We start from the raw sequence: 17,106 nt of genomic DNA on the forward strand, positions 1-17,106 counted from the left end.
CAGACTAATCGTAATCATTCACTCATTGATCATTCAGTTGATGTTCACTCGATGACTCACTCGATGATGATTTTTCGTATCGTCTGCGCGGGACTGTTCATCGCTCGTGACTGTTCCTTTTGCAAGACACAGAAGACTTTCTCGATGATCGTGAAGAGCAGGGCTGTTTCATCGGAGGTCAGCTCGGCGAGCACCTTTTGCCCGTATTGCCTGAAGGTCGTAAGAATCTGGCGGATCTGGTTCCTGCCGGATTCATGGAGGCGGATGGTCACGACCCGTTTGTCGTCGTCATTCCGCTCGCGGCTGAGCAATGCTTGCTTCTCCATGCGGGAGATAATGCCGGTAGCCGTATTCAGCGGGACATTCAGATACTGGGCAACCTGCGTCATGGTGACATCCTCTTGACGATACAAAAGCAGCAGGACGAGTAATTCGTTTTTGGTGGCGTTCATCAGAATATTCGCCCATAGATCACCAGCGATCAGCGGCTTGATCCGGTCGATGAACTGAAATAGGGTATCTTCCATTAAGAGTTTTTCAGCATCCAAACTTAGTTCCTCCTTCGAAGTAATTTAATTCTACATCGGAATTAAATGGACGTCAAGAGGTAGTTATATGGTTTCGCGATCTAGACCACATATAGGATCGGAACATCTTTAAGTTTTTGCGCAAGCTGTTCTCTTAAGAATTGCTCTGCTTCCCCCCGCGCTTCAGGACGGTAACAGTATTTTCCTCGGCCGCGCCCGGTCATCAGGGATTTATCGTATAATTCCAGCGCATTCGGAAAGGCCTCGGTGTTGATGGCGCGATGCACATAACTGTAGGTCATAAAAATGATTTCAATAAACAAGTGCTTTTTGGTATTCTCGGAGAGCTTGTCAGCCAATTCATCGATCAGCTGACCATAGAGCGCCTTCCAGTTGTCCGCGAGGACGACGGGGGCAATCAGTATCCCCACTTTGTATCCGGCGTCACCCATCTGGTTAAGCGCTGCGATCCGTGTTTGCAATGAGGAGGTTCCGAACTCGACTTTTTGGATGATCTCCTGGGGGTTCATACTCATGCGCATCAGGATACGGCCCCGATGATTTAAGGGAAGCAAAGGGCCAATATGATCAAATTTGGTTGGAAAGGTCAAAAAGCTTTTTTCGCTCAGACTGAAGCGCTCGATCGTCCATTCCAGGTTGCCGGTGATGGTATTTTCCAACACCAGATCACTGTTACTGCCGATTTCGAAGACAAGATCTTTATCCGAATTCCGTGCCGTTTTGAGCAGCTTTTCCATCATTTGCTCCCGGTTGACGAAGAGTCGGAGATAGGAACATTTGTTGTAATTGCAGACCAGATAGCAATAAAGACACATGGCGCTGCAGCCGGAGGACGTATACGGGACCAGGTAATCGGAGACTTTGTGATTAGGTGTATAGGTTAACGATTTTCGGACGCCGATGATAAGATGCCGCTTCATCCTGGCGAATTCACGGTTTTCATTTTGCCGCAATGACGTAATGTTATTGTGGTTTTCTATTGGAATCCAGGGGATTTGTTGAAATTGATGCTTTAATTTTTTCCCCAGTTTATAATCAAGGATTGCCGGTTCATAGAAGATTTTATCCGGGACCATAGTCTCACCCCTATTTTTCTGCCTTGAATTCGTATGTTCCAATTAGTATGTTCCAAAGGGTAGAATTTATTTCGTAATAATTTACGCCCGACACGATAGATGGCGGGCCCATCGGTCAAAGGGGGACATATCGGGTTAAGCTGCCTTGCGATGATTATGAAGCCGAGTATCTCGTCGACGGCTATCTTTTTTATTTAGATGACTTTGGCTATTACATTGAATCAATCTTAATTCAATAAAAAAATAAAGGCTATAAAGCCTTCACTTTGTTATCAATGATTTTAATTTGGGCACTGTTTTCCGTCAAATCATCCCGTATCTCTTGTATTGCTTGCCAGGACATATCTTGCTTTTCGCTGACTTTATCAACTTTGTTCTCGAGTTTTTCAACTTTGTTCTCAAGTCTATCTATTTTGTCACTTAGCGTTTTATTTTCTACGCGCAAAGCTTTTTCCATTGAATTTAATTTATCCAGGATTATATCCGATTTATCCATAGGCACGTCCTCCTGACCTTTAGCAATATCATATCACTTTCCAGTTGTTTGGACAAGAATAGATTGAGGTGAATGGTAAAGGAAAGGGCAAGAATAATCATGTTGTCAGCAGGGTGTCTATCCTCTACTGAAGAGCTTTTTCCTTGATGCTGTGATGTTCTTCTATCCTCTGCTTTAGCTCTTCAACCGTTATGCCTTTTTTTTCAGCTATTTCCTTAAGTTTCGCTTCATCCATTTTTCCGTGGCCTTTGCAGCATTTACCTTCCGCAATCCGCTTTTTCAGTTCTTCGACCGTAATACCTTTTTTTTGGGCGATCTCCTTGAGCTTTGCCTCTAATCGAACTTTAGCTTCTTCCTTAGTAATTCCCTTTTCTTGCGATATTTTGTCGATCATTTTGTCATAGCAGGATGGGGATTGTACGTTCGGACTATTCTGCTCCGTAGCAGCAATTGCCACGAAAGACAATGACAAAGTAAAAATTAAAGCAACGGTTAGGGATAATGCAATTAACTTTGTTTTGTTAATTATAAGCCCTCCTTTATTTTAACTTGCCCTTTCCTGTCTTTATTTTGAGCAGCTTAGAAGGAATAATACCTCTAGATGAAAAGAGTCAAACATCTCCATCCGGGCAGATGGCGAATATGGAATCTGATTTCATCCAATACAATACCGATTTCCGTCATATAGACTTCGAAGGGTGGCTTATTGAAGTCCTGCATCATTGCAGTACATAGACCATCCTTATTCTCGCTTTATAAAAATGTGAGAAAAGAACATTAGCTAATAATAAGTTGACACAGTAGCTAATATTTTTTATAATTATACCTAAATTAGTAAATTCAGGATGAAGGTGATCCTATGCGTATTAACACCACAGATATGCAAAATGCTTTTGGAAAATATCTTTCTCTGGTAGAGAAGGAAGATATTATTATTACAAAGAACGGCAAGAGTGTTGCCAAACTCATCCGCTATAACGAACCGGACTATTTTCTTGTCCATGAAGAAGCAAATACATATCGATCGACAAAAACGGTGAGCTATGAAGAATACATGGAGCTGGTAGAGTCCTCTGATCAAAGGTATGAACTGATCGACGGTGAGATTTATCTGTTAGCGTCGCCATCATTCACCCATCAGGTAGTCGTTAACGAAATTTCAGGTTGTTTTTATAACTATTTTAAGGGAAAACCTTGCCGTTCCTTAACCGCACCGTTGGATGTCCGGCTATTTGGTTATGCGACGAAGTTCGAAGAAGATCCGAATGTGGTTCAGCCGGATGTCGTCGTGATCTGTGATGAAGACAAGGTGAATGAGAAGAACAAGTATGAAGGTATACCGACACTGGCGGTCGAAGTCTTGTCGCCATCCACCAAAGCCAAAGATCTGGTTGCAAAATTAAATCTCTATATGAAAAGCGGCGTTTTAGAATACTGGGTTGTAAACCCGGAAAACAAAAGTATTCTTCAATATTCTTTTTCAAAAGAAAGGGATATAGACAATCTAAGGAGTCTCCAGCAGGGAGATACGATTCAATCGACTGTCTTTCCGGATTTGGAGATACCTTTACCTGATATTTTTTCTGAGATTTAGCTGCCGGAAAAATTAGCAATAAGTAGGTGTTTATATTAATGGATGGAAATAACCGTGCCGATATTAAGCCCGGTACACACGTTTTTATCGTACAAAAACAAGATCAGCGAACAGAAAAATTGACCGAAGGAATCGTTAAAGATATTCTAACCAATTCATCGAATCATCCTCATGGAATTAAAGTCCGGCTAAGTAATGGCATTGTAGGCCGAGTAAAACAAATCATTCCCTAGGATTACTTATTTTGTTTTTTATGAAAAAGACTCAAGAACTCTTTAGGAATCGGACTTTCAAAATGCATAATTTCATTGGTTACCGGATGCTTGAAAGCCAGGATGTGAGCATGAAGTCCTAACCGGTTGATGCTGCTCTTTACTCCTCCATATTTTATATCCCCGATAACACTGTGCCCGATGTCTTGCATATGAATACGTATTTGATTTTTGCGGCCGGTCTCCAGTTTTACCTCCAATAAAGAATAGGAATTGTTTTTTTCCAATACCTTGTAATGGGTCACGGCTTTTTGCCCACCATTGGGAGTCTTGCTGGAGTACATTCGAAGCGCTTTATTTTCTGTTAACCAAGAGGTAATAGTCCCTTGATCATCGGTTAGGGGACCATGAACAACCACGGCATAACTTCTTTCCAGAACAACTTCCTTCCAGGCGTTTTGGAGCTTTTCCTTTATCTCTTCGCTTTTGGCAAACATCATGACCCCGGAGGTTTCTTTATCCAGCCGATGTACAACAAAAACCCGACTCTGACTATCTCTTTTTTTGATATGTGTACTTAAAACATTATAAGCTGTTAATTCCTTTTCTCTGTCGGTCGCGATTGAAAGCATTCCGGCAGGTTTTTCTATGATGATAAGATATTCATCTTCAAAGAAAATCTTTAGCCCCAGGGGCTTGAGCTCTCTTCTTTCTTGATAGACTTTGCTCCGATTAATGTTAACCTTTTGACCTGCAACCAACGGATAGTTAAACAAAGTTGTTACCTCGCCGTCTACAGAAATCTGGCGATGGGAGAGAAGTGACTTGATAGAGTTTCTCCCTTGTTGTGGCAACTGAGCAATAAGGAATTTTAACAATTCATTTTCTTTATCAACGATAAGGGAAGTTTGTTTCTCAGGACGATGTTTGGTATTTGCTTTTTTCATCTGTTAACCCCTTCATAATCATATTATTTTGAGTAAGCGAAGATCTTTCCAGAAGATAATTGCCATTATGTATAAAAAAACTCTGGCATTTTAGTATTAGCTATTATTGAATAAATAGCAATAGGCTAGATCTTCTATCAGCCAATTGGCCTCCTATGTATTTCTCGTCAGGTATTGTCGGGATATCAAAGGAAGAATAAGAGAAGAAATAAATTTTAACCTCAAATGATTGCATTTAATCTGTTGATGGTATAAAATACCAATAGAACATATGTTCTAAGAGAGGCAAAAAGAGGTTACTAATGGAACAATCATTCGGCGGTCCCTTAAAGCTGGAGATCTTAGAAAAGTATTTTGATTTTTACCCCCAAGCTTTAAAGAAACAAAATTTTTGAGCCAATTCTAGGGGAAATAACCCGGTTATTTTTATTGAGAGTTATAGCGCCGGTAAAAATCTGACATGGAAAGACGGTGAAACGATGAAGATCAACCGGCTTTTGGAAATGATAATTCTTTTACTGAATAAAGGGACCATCACTGCCGGTGAACTCTCCGACCGGTTTCAGGTATCTGTGCGGACGATTTACCGGGATATTGATATTCTATCCACGTCCGGGGTTCCGGTGGTGATGACCAGAGGTAACGGTGGGGGAATATCGCTGCTGGAGGAGTATTCTCTGAGCAAGGTCATGATCAGTGAGCAGGAGAGGGACGGTTTGCTGCTTGCTTTGCAGACCCTGCAGGCTACCAGGTATCCGCAAAGTGAGGATATCCTGGCAAAGTTGGGAGTGGTGTTAAAAAAGCCCTCCCGCAAGGATTGGGTCGAGATCGATTTCTCTTATTCGAACAGCACGCCCAATGAGAAGAATAAATTCAACGATATTAAAGAAGCGATTTGGCAGCACAGGGTAATTTCTTTTGATTATGTAAATTCTAATGGCCTAAAAAGCAGCCGTTCGGCTGAGCCGGAAAGGCTGCTGTACAAAAGTCATACCTGGTATTTAATTGCTTACTGCCGCAAGCGGGAAGAGCACCGCATTTTTCGTCTGACAAGAGTTAAAAACGTCACGGTCTTGGAAGAGCCATTTACCCCGAGGCTTTGTCCGGAATGGGAAGAAGAGGCAAGCGGCCTACCGGATTCTGTCCATCTAAAACTAAAGTTTCAGCCCAGGATCTTAAACCGGATTTACGATGATTTTGCCGAGGAACTCATTCAGAAAAATGAGGACGGCACTTTGGTCGTCGAGGTGGACTTTCCGGAAGATGAGTGGGTCTATGGCTATATCCTTTCTTTCGGCAGCTATGTTGAAGTATTGGAGCCCGTACATATCCGGCGAATCGTTACCGAACGGTTAAAACAGGCTTTAGAAAAATACGAAACTCCTCAAATATGACATCCTATTGTCAATACGTTCCAGTAAGATAGAGGTAGTGAAAACTTAATGGAACAATAATATTTGAAAGGGAGAAAAAGTGTCATGATGTTTCAAGTTGAACTCTTGGAGCGTAAAGCTCAGCCTGCTCTGGTGGTCAGAGCGAAAACGGCCGTGGCCGAACTGCCGAAAGTGATCGGCGAAAGCTATGGGAAGATCATGGGGTATCTGAATGAACTCGGTGTCCAGCCGATCGATGCTCCATATACCGCCTACTACAACCTGGATATGGAAAACTTGGATGTAGAAATGGGGTTTCCCGTTGCTAAGCTTTTCCCGGATAAGGAGGACATTCATGCTCGGGAGATTCCAGCCGGCAAATTTGCCAGCTGCATTTACAAAGGACCCTATAGCGGGATGGAGCAGCCTTATAACGAAATGTTCCGCTGGATCGAAGAAAATGGCTGCAAACCGGCAGGCGAGTATTACGAATACTACTATAATGCCCCCAGCGATGTTCCGGAGAGTGAACTTCTGACCAAAATTGTAATGCCGGTTATTCAAAAATAAAATCCTGGATTCGCAAAACCTCCTTACAATTTTTTTGTTTGGAGGTTTTACATCTATTTACATGAGAGGAAAACATATCAACTAGTGGTGAAAGGAATGAATATAGTACAATTCTCTTATGGAAACATCATGATTTGGCAAGAAATAAAACAAAAGAGGAAAGTAGATTGTACATAAAATTATTACGGCATCTTCGGTTCGGTGGATTGCTTATGCTTTGTTTTCTTTTTTTCACCGGATGGATGACAAGCGCAGTGAATGCAGATACGACTCAAATCGATCGAATCTATGGTTCAGACCGTTATGCGACAGCGGCAGCCATTTCCCAGAAAGGATGGGAATCGTCGGAGTATGCTGTCTTGGCCCGCGGCGATGACTTTGCAGACGCTCTCTGCGCGGGACCACTGGCGGCGAAGTATCATGCTCCGATCCTACTGACTGAGTCTCAATCCCTGAATGCTGATGCACAGAGTGAGATTCAACGGCTTGGTGTCAAGCGCGTATTTATTACAGGCGGGACTTCGAGCATCTCTGCGGAGATTGAGACAACGCTGCGTGAAGCCGGTGTAATCGAGATTGTTCGTCTCGCCGGTAATGACCGCTATGAAACATCAGTAAAAATTGCCGAAGCGTTAAACAGCAACAAGATGATTCTGGCGACAGGGAAGAATTATCCGGATGCACTCTCCATTGCGGTGGTGGCAGCCCAAGCGGAAATACCGATCTTACTCGCCGGTAAAGACAGGCTGCCGCAAAGCGTTAAGGAATATGTGCAAAAACAGAACATTGAGCAAGCCTATATTGTTGGAGGTACAGGCGTAATCAGCGAGGGGGTAGCCCAACAAGTGCCGGGAGCTTTCCGGTTAGCCGGGTCTGACCGTTATGCCACCAATGTAGCGGTTTTAGAACACTTTTCCGGCCAATTGGACCTTTCCAGGTTGTTTGTCGCGGTGGGTGAGGGGCCCAAAGGAACAGAGTTCGCCGATGCTTTAACCGGTGCTGTACTGGCTGCTAAATCATCATCCCCGCTTATTCTCGTGCGTGACACCCTGCCGGAGGTCACGCAAAAATATCTCAAAGGGAAGATCACACCTTTTACGGTTGTGACGGGACTTGGCGGAGAGAATGCGGTTAAATCTTCGGTCCTGCAGCGGATCATTAATTTAGCCAATACCAATGATGGCAAACTTTCAGTATCTCCGGCGAGTACAATCGCGGGAGCCATCAAGAATATTTACCTGGTCTATCTTCCTGGGGAGGACATGAACAACGGAACCGTGGAGTTCTTCCTTCCGGATAGGTACTTGGCGATAGCCGGACAGGATAAAATCACGATAAACGGCATTGTAAATTCATTAACCTCTGAACAGATTTCCGATGCTGGACAAAGGGTCAGGATATCGGGACTGAACGTTACGACCGGTCAAAAAATAATCCTGACACTCAATGACAAAAGCGTTCAGGACGTTGGCAACTACAGTTTTAAGGTGATCGCGGATGCAGATGGCTCAGGAATTCTTAGACCAAGCTCAGGAAGTCTTACGGAGTCAAGGACGCTTCCAGTTCGTTTCCCGAGTCTTAAAGTGGGGATACAGCTGCTCTCTTACAACCGGCCGGCTACGCCTTTATCCCCAAAAGGATTTGTCATTCATTCCACAGCGGATCCTGGGGCCACCGCGCAGAAAATAGTTCAATATTTTAATTACCCCAACCGTTATTCCTCTACCCATTATGTTGCGGATTGGACTGAAACCGTGCAAATGATTCCGGAAGACGAAATGGCCTGGCATGCTGCCCAAACAGCCAACCAAAGGTACCTTTCCGTAGAAATGTGTGAACCGGAAGGAAATCAGCCCGAGCAATTTAAAAAAGTTTGGGATCAGACCGTTCTTTTGGTTGCAGATGCTTGTATCCGGTATGGCTGGGACCCTCAAAAAGATATCTTCAGTCATATGGACATCTCTTATGCCTATCGGGAAACAGATCATATTGATCCAATCCCGTTCCTTAAAAAATATAACAAGACTTGGCAGGATTTATTGAATGCAATTCAAGCCAAGATGGTTGAACTGCAAACGAATTGATCCTATTCCGAGAGAGCTGCAGCATCCTTTAACGTGTCAATAATATGGATTTGCTGAGGACAGACGTCTTCACAGTTGCCGCAGGCAATACACGCGGAAGGCTTTGTGCTGCCCAGCATCAAGGCAATTTGATAAGTCCTTTTCGCACCTTGTAAATCACCGAAGATCATATTCCGGTTCAAGGCATCTAAAAAAACCGGTATGTGAATTTGCTGCGGGCATCCTTTGACGCAATACGCACACGAGGTACAAGGAATAGAGGGAATCGCACGGAGAGCCTCCCGTGCCCGTACGATCACGGCCGTTTCTTCCAGACTCAAAGGCCGGAAATCCTCCATATAGGAAAGATTGTCTTTCATCTGCTGGGTGGTAGACATCCCGCTGAGCACAGTGATGACCTTGTCCAAAGAAGCGGCAAAGCGAATGGCCCAAGATGCCAAAGAGGCCTTAGGATCAGCTTCTTCAAATATTTTCCGGACACTGTCGGCTGGATTTGCCAGTACGCCGCCCTTCACAGGCTCCATGACAATGATTGGTTTGTTATGCTTAAGTGCCACTTCATAGCATTGGCGCGACTGGACGGATTCGCTCTCCCAATCGGCATAGTTGATCTGGAGTTGAACAAATTCTGTCTCCGGGTGTTCAGTCAGGATGCGGTCGAGTAAATCAGCCTTGTCATGGTAGGAAAAACCGATATGACGGGCAAGTCTCTTCTCTTTCAGCTCCAGCATATAATCCCAGATACCGAAGTCGTCAAAGACTTTCTTGCGGCTTTCACTCACATTATGCATCAGATAGTAATCAAAATATCCGGCTCCTGTGCGCCTAAGCGAGGTATGGAGCATCTCTTTGGCCTCTGCGGCAGTGGAGACCGCCCAGGCCGGAAGCTTAGTAGCAAGCTGAAAGCTTTCGCGGGGATAGCGGTCAACAAGGGCTGTTTTTATGGCCGCTTCCGATTTCCCGTTGATGTAGCCGTACGCCGTATCAAAGTAAGTGAAACCCTTGGCCATGAACAGATCAACCATTTCTTTGGTCTGCTCAAGGTCAATTTCTTTTTTGATCATCGGAAGCCTCATCAGTCCAAAACCGAGCTTCCGTATATTTTTGCCTAAATAGTCCATGATTTATCTCCTGCCATCGTTTAGTGTGATATCATCTCTCAATGGATTAAGTCTGAAATTAATTGTAGTTGGCTGCAAACAGACTGTCAAATTTACCTTTTAAAAAAGCGGCAACAAATGTAAAATGGAAATAAGCTAATATCAATGAACAATAATAAGGAGGCCTATCTATGAAAAAGAAATATATTATCTTCATGATTATGGCAATCTTAATTTCCTTCACATTGACAGGATGTATACCGGGAGATGGCACGTATACATCTGAAAGACCGGCAGGGTTTTTATGGGGCGTTTGGCATGGGTGGATTGCGCCAATTTCACTGATTGTCGGGTTATTTAAGGATAATATCAGAATCTATGAGACCGTAAATACAGGCTGGTGGTATGATTTTGGCTTTTATATTGCTGTGATCAGCGGCTTCGGTGGGGCGTCCTTATCCCGAAAGAAAAAGAAAGAGAAAAAGGAGTAATGGCCTTGACTCTCCCCCGTAGTGGAGGGTTTATACTGTTTGCAGGGAGGTGAGGTCGTGTATAAAATCAGTGAGTTCTCCAAGATCACCAATATAACGGTTAAGGCCTTGCGGTATTATGATGACCAAGATATTTTGAAACCGTCTTACCGTGCGGAAAATTCCTATCGCTATTATGACAACCATGATTTTAGCCGGGCAAGGCTGATTGTTTTATTGCGTGATCTAAGCTTTTCTATTTCAGAAATTAAGGATATCCTAGCCCATTGTGAAAGTCCCGATGATCTGTCCTACTATTTAGCTGAAAAGCAAGATATGCTTGCGGAACAGATTAGCAAAGAGAAAGAACTGATTAAAAAGATGAACCTCTACCTTGGACCCAAAGAAATGGAGGCAGGGAGTATGAACTACAACATTGAGACGAAAGAATTTGAGGAAATGACAGTCGCCGCAATCCGCTATAAAGGCAGGTACAGCGACGTCGGGAAGTACATTGGGACCATTTATAAAGAAGCAAGAGGAAAGACTTTCGGAGAACCGTTTTGCTGCTATTACGATGAGGATTTCAAAGAAGAAGCGGATATCGAGCTTTGCGTTCCGGTCAAAGGACCCGTGACCGGATCGAATATACACTGCAAAAAGTTACCGAAGATCAAAGCAATCTGCACAACGCATGTCGGCAGTTATGAAAATTTGAGTTTCGCCTATAAAGCTGTGCTGGATTATGCCAGCGAGCATAGCCTGGAGTACAAGCTGCCTTCCAGGGAGATTTATCATAAAGGTCCCGGGATGATTTTCAGGGGGAACCCCAATAAGTATGTTACGGAAATTGTCATGCCCATCGAACCATCAAAATTGTAAGTGGCAAATGAATATTTATCTAGGCTATGATTTGTTAGGCACCGAAATTTCGGTGCCTTTTCTTAATATGGATGTAACGAACGATTCTTTGCCACGAAGATGTTGTCATGGTTTATTGGTGCGTATGGCATCGCAAAGCAAAATGAGTATAAATTGAAGAATTTTTCATAAATTAAGCTTATACTCAATTTATGATTATTGACACAAAAGCTTTGAAATAATTGATAAAAAGGAAATTGTAAGAAAGGAGTGGGAATTATGCAGGAGAATTTTGAAAAATGGAGGGTGGGTATTCCAGATACATTTTATCCGATAAGCGAATTGCAGAAGTATGTTCAATACGGTACTGTCAAATCTTACTTAAAAGATAGTTTAGTTGTTTTACCGGGTGAAGCAATCCATAAATTTATCTATGTGCTTACCGGTAAATTGCAAGTAAACTTTCTGTTCAGCGATGGACGAGAACGAATGGTTTATTTTGGCGGCGAACATTGTATGTTCAACTATTTATTTCAACACAACTCCGACAATCGTATGGCGGCTTATATTATAGCCTTAGAAGATAGCCAACTATGTTTTTTTTCTTGGGAACAGCTTGAAAAGATTTTTCATATGGATGGAAATCTTCTCTTTGAAATAATGAAAAATGAGAATGCCAAAGGCAATTTCTTTATGAAGCAGGCGGCCGAGATGGACTTTTTAAATCCGACAATACGGATTGTGAAATTGGTTTATCAATTATGCGTTTCTCAGGGGAAGCCTGTTAATAATCATATCGAGGTCAACATTAATTTACCCTTGAGAGATATTTCTGAAATAACCGGAGCCCATTATGCAACCGTCTCCAAAGTATTCTGCACGCTGAATAAGCTTCATATTTTAGATAGAAAGAGAGACAAGATTGTTATTTTTGATATGAGAAAGCTGGAAGAATTAACACAAGAAACACAATTATTCAAACATGATGGCACTAATTGAATAGCATTTGTAAAATATTATCATTTATAAAATGATTATTTTCAATTTAGACTGAATCATTTAATTATCTTATTTTGTACAATGTACCTAGTCATCCGATTGACCAAATTCCTAAAAGAGGAGGTGAATTAGTTGTTTTACCGGGTGAAGCAATCCATAAGTTTATGTGCTTACCGGTAAATTGCAGTAAACTTTCTGTTCAGCGATGGACGAGAACGAATGGTTTACAATACAACTCCGACAATAAGGATTGTGAAATTGATTTATTAATTATGCGTTTCTCAGGGGAAGCCTGTTAATAAGTAAATTGAGGTCAACACTAATTTACCCTTGAGAAATATTTTTGAAATAACCGGAGCTCATTAGGTAACGGTCTCCAATGTATTCTGCACGCTGAATAAGCTTCATATTTTAGATAAGAAAAGAGACAAGATCGTTATTTTGATATGAGAAAGCTGGAAGAATTAACACAGGAAACACAATTATTCGAAACCAGAAAAACAAAGTATTACTGGAGGTAGACTATCTATGATTATTATTGGAGAAAAAATCAACGGTGCCATTCCTTCTGTAGCGAGAGCAATCGCTGAGAAGGATGCAGGCTTCATCCGAAATCTCGCCAAAATTCAATCTGATGCCGGCGCGGATTTTATTGATGTCTGTGCATCCACGGACGTCAAAATTGAACTCGAAACCTTAAAATGGCTGATTGACTTGGTACAGGAAGTGACAGATACCCCGATTTGTATCGACAGCCCGCATGATCAGACCTGCGTCGATGCGATTCAATTTTGCAAACGTCCGGGACTCATCAACTCCGTATCCGGCGAAGGAGACAAGATCGATGTCGTATTCCCGGTCATTGCCGATACCAAATGGGAATGCGTTGCGCTTCTTTGCGATGACAGCGGAATTTCCAAGACTGCGGAGAAACGTCTCGAAGTATTTGCAAACATCATGAAAAGAGCTAAAGAATTTAATATTGCTCCGTCTCGTCTGCACATTGATCCACTGGTCGAAATGCTCTGTACTTCGGAAGAAGGTATCAACATGATTGTTGACGTGATTAAAGAGATTAAAAGACAATATCCGTCAATTCACATCACCGGCGGATTCAGCAATATTTCGTTTAACTTGCCTGCTAGAAAGCTTGTCAATCAGGCCTTCTGCGTTCTGGCAATGAACGCCGGCATGGACAGCGGGATCCTTGACCCGACGAATCAGGATTTGGTCGGTATGATCTTTGCGACGGAAGCACTCTTAGGTCAGGATGAATATTGCATGGAATACATTGGAGCCTTCAGAGAAGGACGTTTTGGTCAGAAAAAATAGTTATAAGCGCTGTTCAATCACAAAATTGTTGTTTAATTATAAAATTTTAAGGGGGATTATAAAAAATGGCTAAAATTGAAGAAGTCAAAGCAATGGTAGAAGCAGGAAAAGCAAAACTTGTTCCTGGATTGGTACAGGAAGCGCTCGATGAAGGAAGCGCAGCAAAAGAAATTCTGCAGGCAATGGTAGATTCGATGGGGGTTGTCGGGGACAAGTTCTCCACAGGCGAAATCTTCGTTCCTGAAATGTTAATGGCCGCCAAAGCCATGGCCAAAGGTGTTGATGTTCTGAAACCGCTGATGGCTGGCGACACCTCAAGCTCCTTAGGTACCTGCATTATCGGAACCGTAGCAGGCGACCTGCATGATATCGGTAAAAACCTTGTTTCTATGATGATCGAAAGTGCCGGATTCACCGTGGTTGACCTCGGTGTGGACGTAGCGCATGAAAAATGGATTGAAGCTATCAAAGAAAATCAAAATGTTACCTTAGTAGCTTGTTCCGGGCTTTTGACCACAACGATGCCAGCATTAAAGGACGCTGTGCAAACGGTCAAGTCCAGCGGTTTGACAGGCTTTAAAGTTCTCGTCGGTGGTGCTCCTATTACCCAGCAATTCGCTGATGAAATCAATGCCGATGGTTTTGCTCCTGATGCCGGCAGTGCTGCAGTAAAAGCTGCTGAGTTGGTAAAATCTTTATAAGATGAAAGATCTTGCTAAATAAAGGGAGGTAAATCAATATGACGCTGACTCAGAGAGAAAATTTTGAGATCATGCTTAACGGAGGAAAACCGGAATTCGCCCCTTTGCTGTATGAACTATATAAAGTGTGCATGTTAGCAACGAATAATACAGACCAACCATGGCAAGGCGGGAAGGATCCGTTTGGCGTAAATTGGGTAGCCACGGCTGAGGGAGTCATACCGGAGTCAGGAAAAATATTATTTGATGACATCGCCGATTGGAAAAAATATGTGAAATTCCCTGATGTTGATTCTCTTGGAATTGAGCAGATGGCACAAATTGAATTGGCTGACTTTACTGACGAAAAAAGAAAGGAACAACCGGTTGCAGTATTTAATGCATGTGGTCTCTTTGAACGGATGGCTGCATTTATGGGGTTTGAAAATACCTTATGTGCTTTGATTGAAGATCCGGATTCCTGTAATGAATTCTTCGAGGCAATGGCGGATTACAAAATCGCTTGTATAAACCGATATATCGATGTATATAAGCCGGATGTCATCATCTATTTTGATGATTTTGCCACTGCTCGCGGACTATTTATGTCACCAAAAACCTACCGCGAAGTCATTAAGCCGCACCACAAAAGAATCATTGAGGCTGTGACTTCCCGTGGCGTTATCTTTAATCAACATACATGTGGGAAATGTGAAGATATCATCGAAGACTATGTTGAAATGGGTATTAAAATATGGGATGCTGCTCAGGTTTGTAATGATTTGGAGGGAATCCTGACGAAATATCATGGCCGCTTAATTGTAGAAGGCGGTTGGGATACATCCGGACCTGCCAGTTATATTGGCGCTCCCGTAGAAGCAATCATTGAAGAAACGAAAAGATGTGCAGAGCAATACGGGAAAAAAGGAAATTTTATACTGTTCCCAGTACTCATGAACGAAAAAGGGCATGCCTTTATGACCGGTGACGAAAGAATTCCTGCGTTAATGAAAACCTGGCATGAAGTCAATAAGTTATAATACACTCAATAGAATAAATATTTAAATCATTATTTAAGTGAAAGATTGCAAAATCCTCTGGATAATTTTATTCAAGGGGATTTTGCTTATATTCGAATGGCTCTTTTCCGGACCCCATAGTTAAAAAAGATCCCCGAATAGCAAACAGATTTCTCTATATAAGTACTGGAGAGGGCCCAGAAGCACGATTATACTGAAAAGGAGAGGGTTGCCATCAAAGTAATCATATTAAGCGGATTCTTGGGGTCAGGTAAAACCAGTGTGTTAATGCAGCTTGCAAGACATCTCGTTGAAACTTCTAATGGTAATGAGAACGACAAAAAGGTTGTAATCATAGAAAATGAAATCGGTACAGCCGGAATTGATAACCTTCTACTAGAGAATGAAGATTTTACCGTCAAGAACCTTTTTGCCGGCTGCGCCTGCTGTACATCTTCCGCTAAACTCACGGATACAGTTAATTATCTTAGTAAGGAATACAGCCCGGAATGGATCATCATTGAGGCAACTGGGCTTGCTTTTCCGAGTAAAATAAAAAGCGCGGTGGAGACAGAACTCGGGATGCAGGCTATGACAATTATTGTAGTTGATGCCAAACGGTGGTTCCGATTGGTTGGTGCTATGGAAAACTTCGTCTCAGAGCAGCTAGAGGATACGAAGTCAGTGTTAGTTAACAAGATTGATTTGGTAGATGAAACGACAGTGGAAAAAGTACAGGAGAGTATCCGGAAATATAACCGGGATGCGTACTGTTACCCTGTATCCGCTACTAACGAGCTTTCAACCGGATTTTGGAACGATTTATTTGAAAAGGCGGGGATCTAAAATGGCACACGAACACCACGAACACCACGAACACCATGAACACGAAGGCCAAGCCTGTCAGTGCGGACACCATCATGACGAGCAGCATGAACAGCATGAACAGCATGAGAAATCGGTGCTCTGCAATCAGGAAGAAATCACAGTTACCCACCATGAAGGAGCCGTTATTTTATCTACTGAACGTGTCATTGCCAAAGAATATTCGTGGGTAAGAGATAGGCTCAACAAAGAGCTACAGTCTTTAGCCGGTTGGGTTGAAGAGCAGGGAGGGCTTGTGGGGCATATCAAGGCTTTTCTTGCTGAAACCGGCTATACCTGCATGCTATCCACGACAGGCGAAGATGTACAGATCAAGGAAACCTTGAAACCAAAAGTCACGGCCAAGATTACCCTGATAGTTTTTATTAACAATGAAAATGAATTATATTCTAAATTAGCAGAAACGTTAAAAAAATTAGTCAATTAACTTTCCAGAAACTATGACGAGCGTAAAGATGATTTTCCTCCTGTAAACATTATAACTGTTTAAATTCTATTCTATGACTCAAAAAAAACTTAATCATGATATACTTTTTGGATAATCAGGTTCTAATATTAGGGTAAGCATTTGCACTGTGTTGCTCATAATATGAGGAAGATGGCAGTACTAACTGATAAAAGATGAGCTGAAAAAATTGGGCTAGATAGGTTAAGGGGACGTCGCGAAATAAAATTTCGTTACGTCCCCTTCGTGGCCGTGTTCAATCATAGCCTTAAGTTGAAGGCAAAAATATTTTTAAGCAATAAAATTAAATAGGTTATTAGCCAACCCTCAATATAACAAATACACCCTTTTGTTATAATAGCCGGGACACTTAGGAGCATGTTGTCATGGTTTATTGGTGCGTACGGCATTGCAA

At 42.4% G+C, this 17,106-nt stretch carries 19 protein-coding genes; 13 read left to right on the forward strand and 6 right to left on the reverse strand.

The genetic code is table 11. The features are described from left to right. Positions 1 to 56: 56 nt before the first annotated feature. From NC238_12440 to NC238_12455, 4 genes are all read right to left on the reverse strand, one after another. On the reverse strand, positions 57 to 548 hold the full coding sequence (locus NC238_12440) for a MarR family transcriptional regulator (protein MCM1566724.1): 492 nt from the start codon (positions 546 to 548) through the stop codon (positions 57 to 59). Between the two features lie 80 nt (positions 549 to 628). Further along, on the reverse strand, positions 629 to 1,624 hold the full coding sequence (locus NC238_12445; GenBank protein ID MCM1566725.1) for a spore photoproduct lyase: 996 nt from the start codon (positions 1,622 to 1,624) through the stop codon (positions 629 to 631). A 250-nt stretch (positions 1,625 to 1,874) separates the two neighbouring features. After that, entirely contained in the window at positions 1,875 to 2,120 is a 246-nt protein-coding gene (locus tag NC238_12450) for a hypothetical protein (protein MCM1566726.1), read from the reverse strand. A 124-nt stretch (positions 2,121 to 2,244) separates the two neighbouring features. After that, positions 2,245 to 2,577 (reverse strand): hypothetical protein, encoded by a 333-nt coding sequence (locus NC238_12455; GenBank protein ID MCM1566727.1) that lies wholly within the window; start codon positions 2,575 to 2,577, stop codon positions 2,245 to 2,247. A 402-nt stretch (positions 2,578 to 2,979) separates the two neighbouring features. Between NC238_12455 and NC238_12460 the strand changes: the two genes are divergently transcribed. Next, positions 2,980 to 3,714: a type II toxin-antitoxin system Phd/YefM family antitoxin gene (locus NC238_12460; protein MCM1566728.1), complete on the forward strand. Its 735-nt coding sequence runs from the start codon at positions 2,980 to 2,982 to the stop codon at positions 3,712 to 3,714. Between the two features lie 38 nt (positions 3,715 to 3,752). Next, the gene (locus tag NC238_12465) at positions 3,753 to 3,947 is read left to right on the forward strand and encodes a YwbE family protein (protein ID MCM1566729.1); all 195 of its coding nucleotides are present in this window, start codon (positions 3,753 to 3,755) and stop codon (positions 3,945 to 3,947) included. A gap of 2 nt (positions 3,948 to 3,949) precedes the next feature. Here the strand turns inward: NC238_12465 and NC238_12470 are convergent, their stop codons facing one another. After that, entirely contained in the window at positions 3,950 to 4,873 is a 924-nt protein-coding gene (locus NC238_12470; protein ID MCM1566730.1) for an RluA family pseudouridine synthase, read from the reverse strand. Between the two features lie 479 nt (positions 4,874 to 5,352). Between NC238_12470 and NC238_12475 the strand changes: the two genes are divergently transcribed. From NC238_12475 to NC238_12485, 3 genes are all read left to right on the forward strand, one after another. After that, on the forward strand, positions 5,353 to 6,267 hold the full coding sequence (locus tag NC238_12475; protein MCM1566731.1) for a YafY family transcriptional regulator: 915 nt from the start codon (positions 5,353 to 5,355) through the stop codon (positions 6,265 to 6,267). Between the two features lie 84 nt (positions 6,268 to 6,351). Continuing rightward, complete coding sequence (locus NC238_12480) at positions 6,352 to 6,816, forward strand: GyrI-like domain-containing protein (GenBank protein MCM1566732.1); 465 nt, start codon at positions 6,352 to 6,354, stop codon at positions 6,814 to 6,816. A gap of 212 nt (positions 6,817 to 7,028) precedes the next feature. Further along, the gene (locus NC238_12485) at positions 7,029 to 8,900 is read left to right on the forward strand and encodes a cell wall-binding repeat-containing protein (protein ID MCM1566733.1); all 1,872 of its coding nucleotides are present in this window, start codon (positions 7,029 to 7,031) and stop codon (positions 8,898 to 8,900) included. Positions 8,901 to 8,902: 2 nt separating this feature from the next. Here the strand turns inward: NC238_12485 and NC238_12490 are convergent, their stop codons facing one another. Next, positions 8,903 to 10,021 carry an aldo/keto reductase gene (locus NC238_12490; GenBank protein ID MCM1566734.1) on the reverse strand — a complete coding sequence of 373 codons (1,119 nt, stop codon included), beginning with the start codon at positions 10,019 to 10,021 and terminating at the stop codon, positions 8,903 to 8,905. 170 nt (positions 10,022 to 10,191) lie between these two features. On the opposite strand from NC238_12490, the gene NC238_12495 reads away from it, so the two are divergent. From NC238_12495 to NC238_12530, 8 genes are all read left to right on the forward strand, one after another. After that, positions 10,192 to 10,491: a hypothetical protein gene (locus tag NC238_12495; protein ID MCM1566735.1), complete on the forward strand. Its 300-nt coding sequence runs from the start codon at positions 10,192 to 10,194 to the stop codon at positions 10,489 to 10,491. Between the two features lie 57 nt (positions 10,492 to 10,548). Continuing rightward, positions 10,549 to 11,352 carry a MerR family transcriptional regulator gene (locus tag NC238_12500; protein ID MCM1566736.1) on the forward strand — a complete coding sequence of 268 codons (804 nt, stop codon included), beginning with the start codon at positions 10,549 to 10,551 and terminating at the stop codon, positions 11,350 to 11,352. A gap of 258 nt (positions 11,353 to 11,610) precedes the next feature. Then, a complete protein-coding gene (locus NC238_12505) occupies positions 11,611 to 12,330 on the forward strand; it encodes a Crp/Fnr family transcriptional regulator (GenBank protein ID MCM1566737.1) in 720 nt (239 codons plus the stop codon). Between the two features lie 528 nt (positions 12,331 to 12,858). Next, positions 12,859 to 13,662, forward strand: a complete 804-nt coding sequence (locus NC238_12510; GenBank protein MCM1566738.1) for a methyltetrahydrofolate cobalamin methyltransferase — start codon at positions 12,859 to 12,861, stop codon at positions 13,660 to 13,662. A gap of 65 nt (positions 13,663 to 13,727) precedes the next feature. Then, positions 13,728 to 14,363, forward strand: a complete 636-nt coding sequence (locus NC238_12515; protein ID MCM1566739.1) for a corrinoid protein — start codon at positions 13,728 to 13,730, stop codon at positions 14,361 to 14,363. Positions 14,364 to 14,434: 71 nt separating this feature from the next. Beyond that, entirely contained in the window at positions 14,435 to 15,382 is a 948-nt protein-coding gene (locus NC238_12520) for a uroporphyrinogen-III decarboxylase (protein ID MCM1566740.1), read from the forward strand. Between the two features lie 267 nt (positions 15,383 to 15,649). After that, positions 15,650 to 16,207 carry a cobalamin biosynthesis protein P47K gene (locus NC238_12525; protein ID MCM1566741.1) on the forward strand — a complete coding sequence of 186 codons (558 nt, stop codon included), beginning with the start codon at positions 15,650 to 15,652 and terminating at the stop codon, positions 16,205 to 16,207. 1 nt (position 16,208) lies between these two features. Next, positions 16,209 to 16,673, forward strand: a complete 465-nt coding sequence (locus NC238_12530; protein MCM1566742.1) for a hypothetical protein — start codon at positions 16,209 to 16,211, stop codon at positions 16,671 to 16,673. Positions 16,674 to 17,106: the final 433 nt, after the last annotated feature.

The organism is Dehalobacter sp. (assembly GCA_023667845.1).
Taxonomy (GTDB): Bacteria; Bacillota; Desulfitobacteriia; order Desulfitobacteriales; family Syntrophobotulaceae; genus Dehalobacter.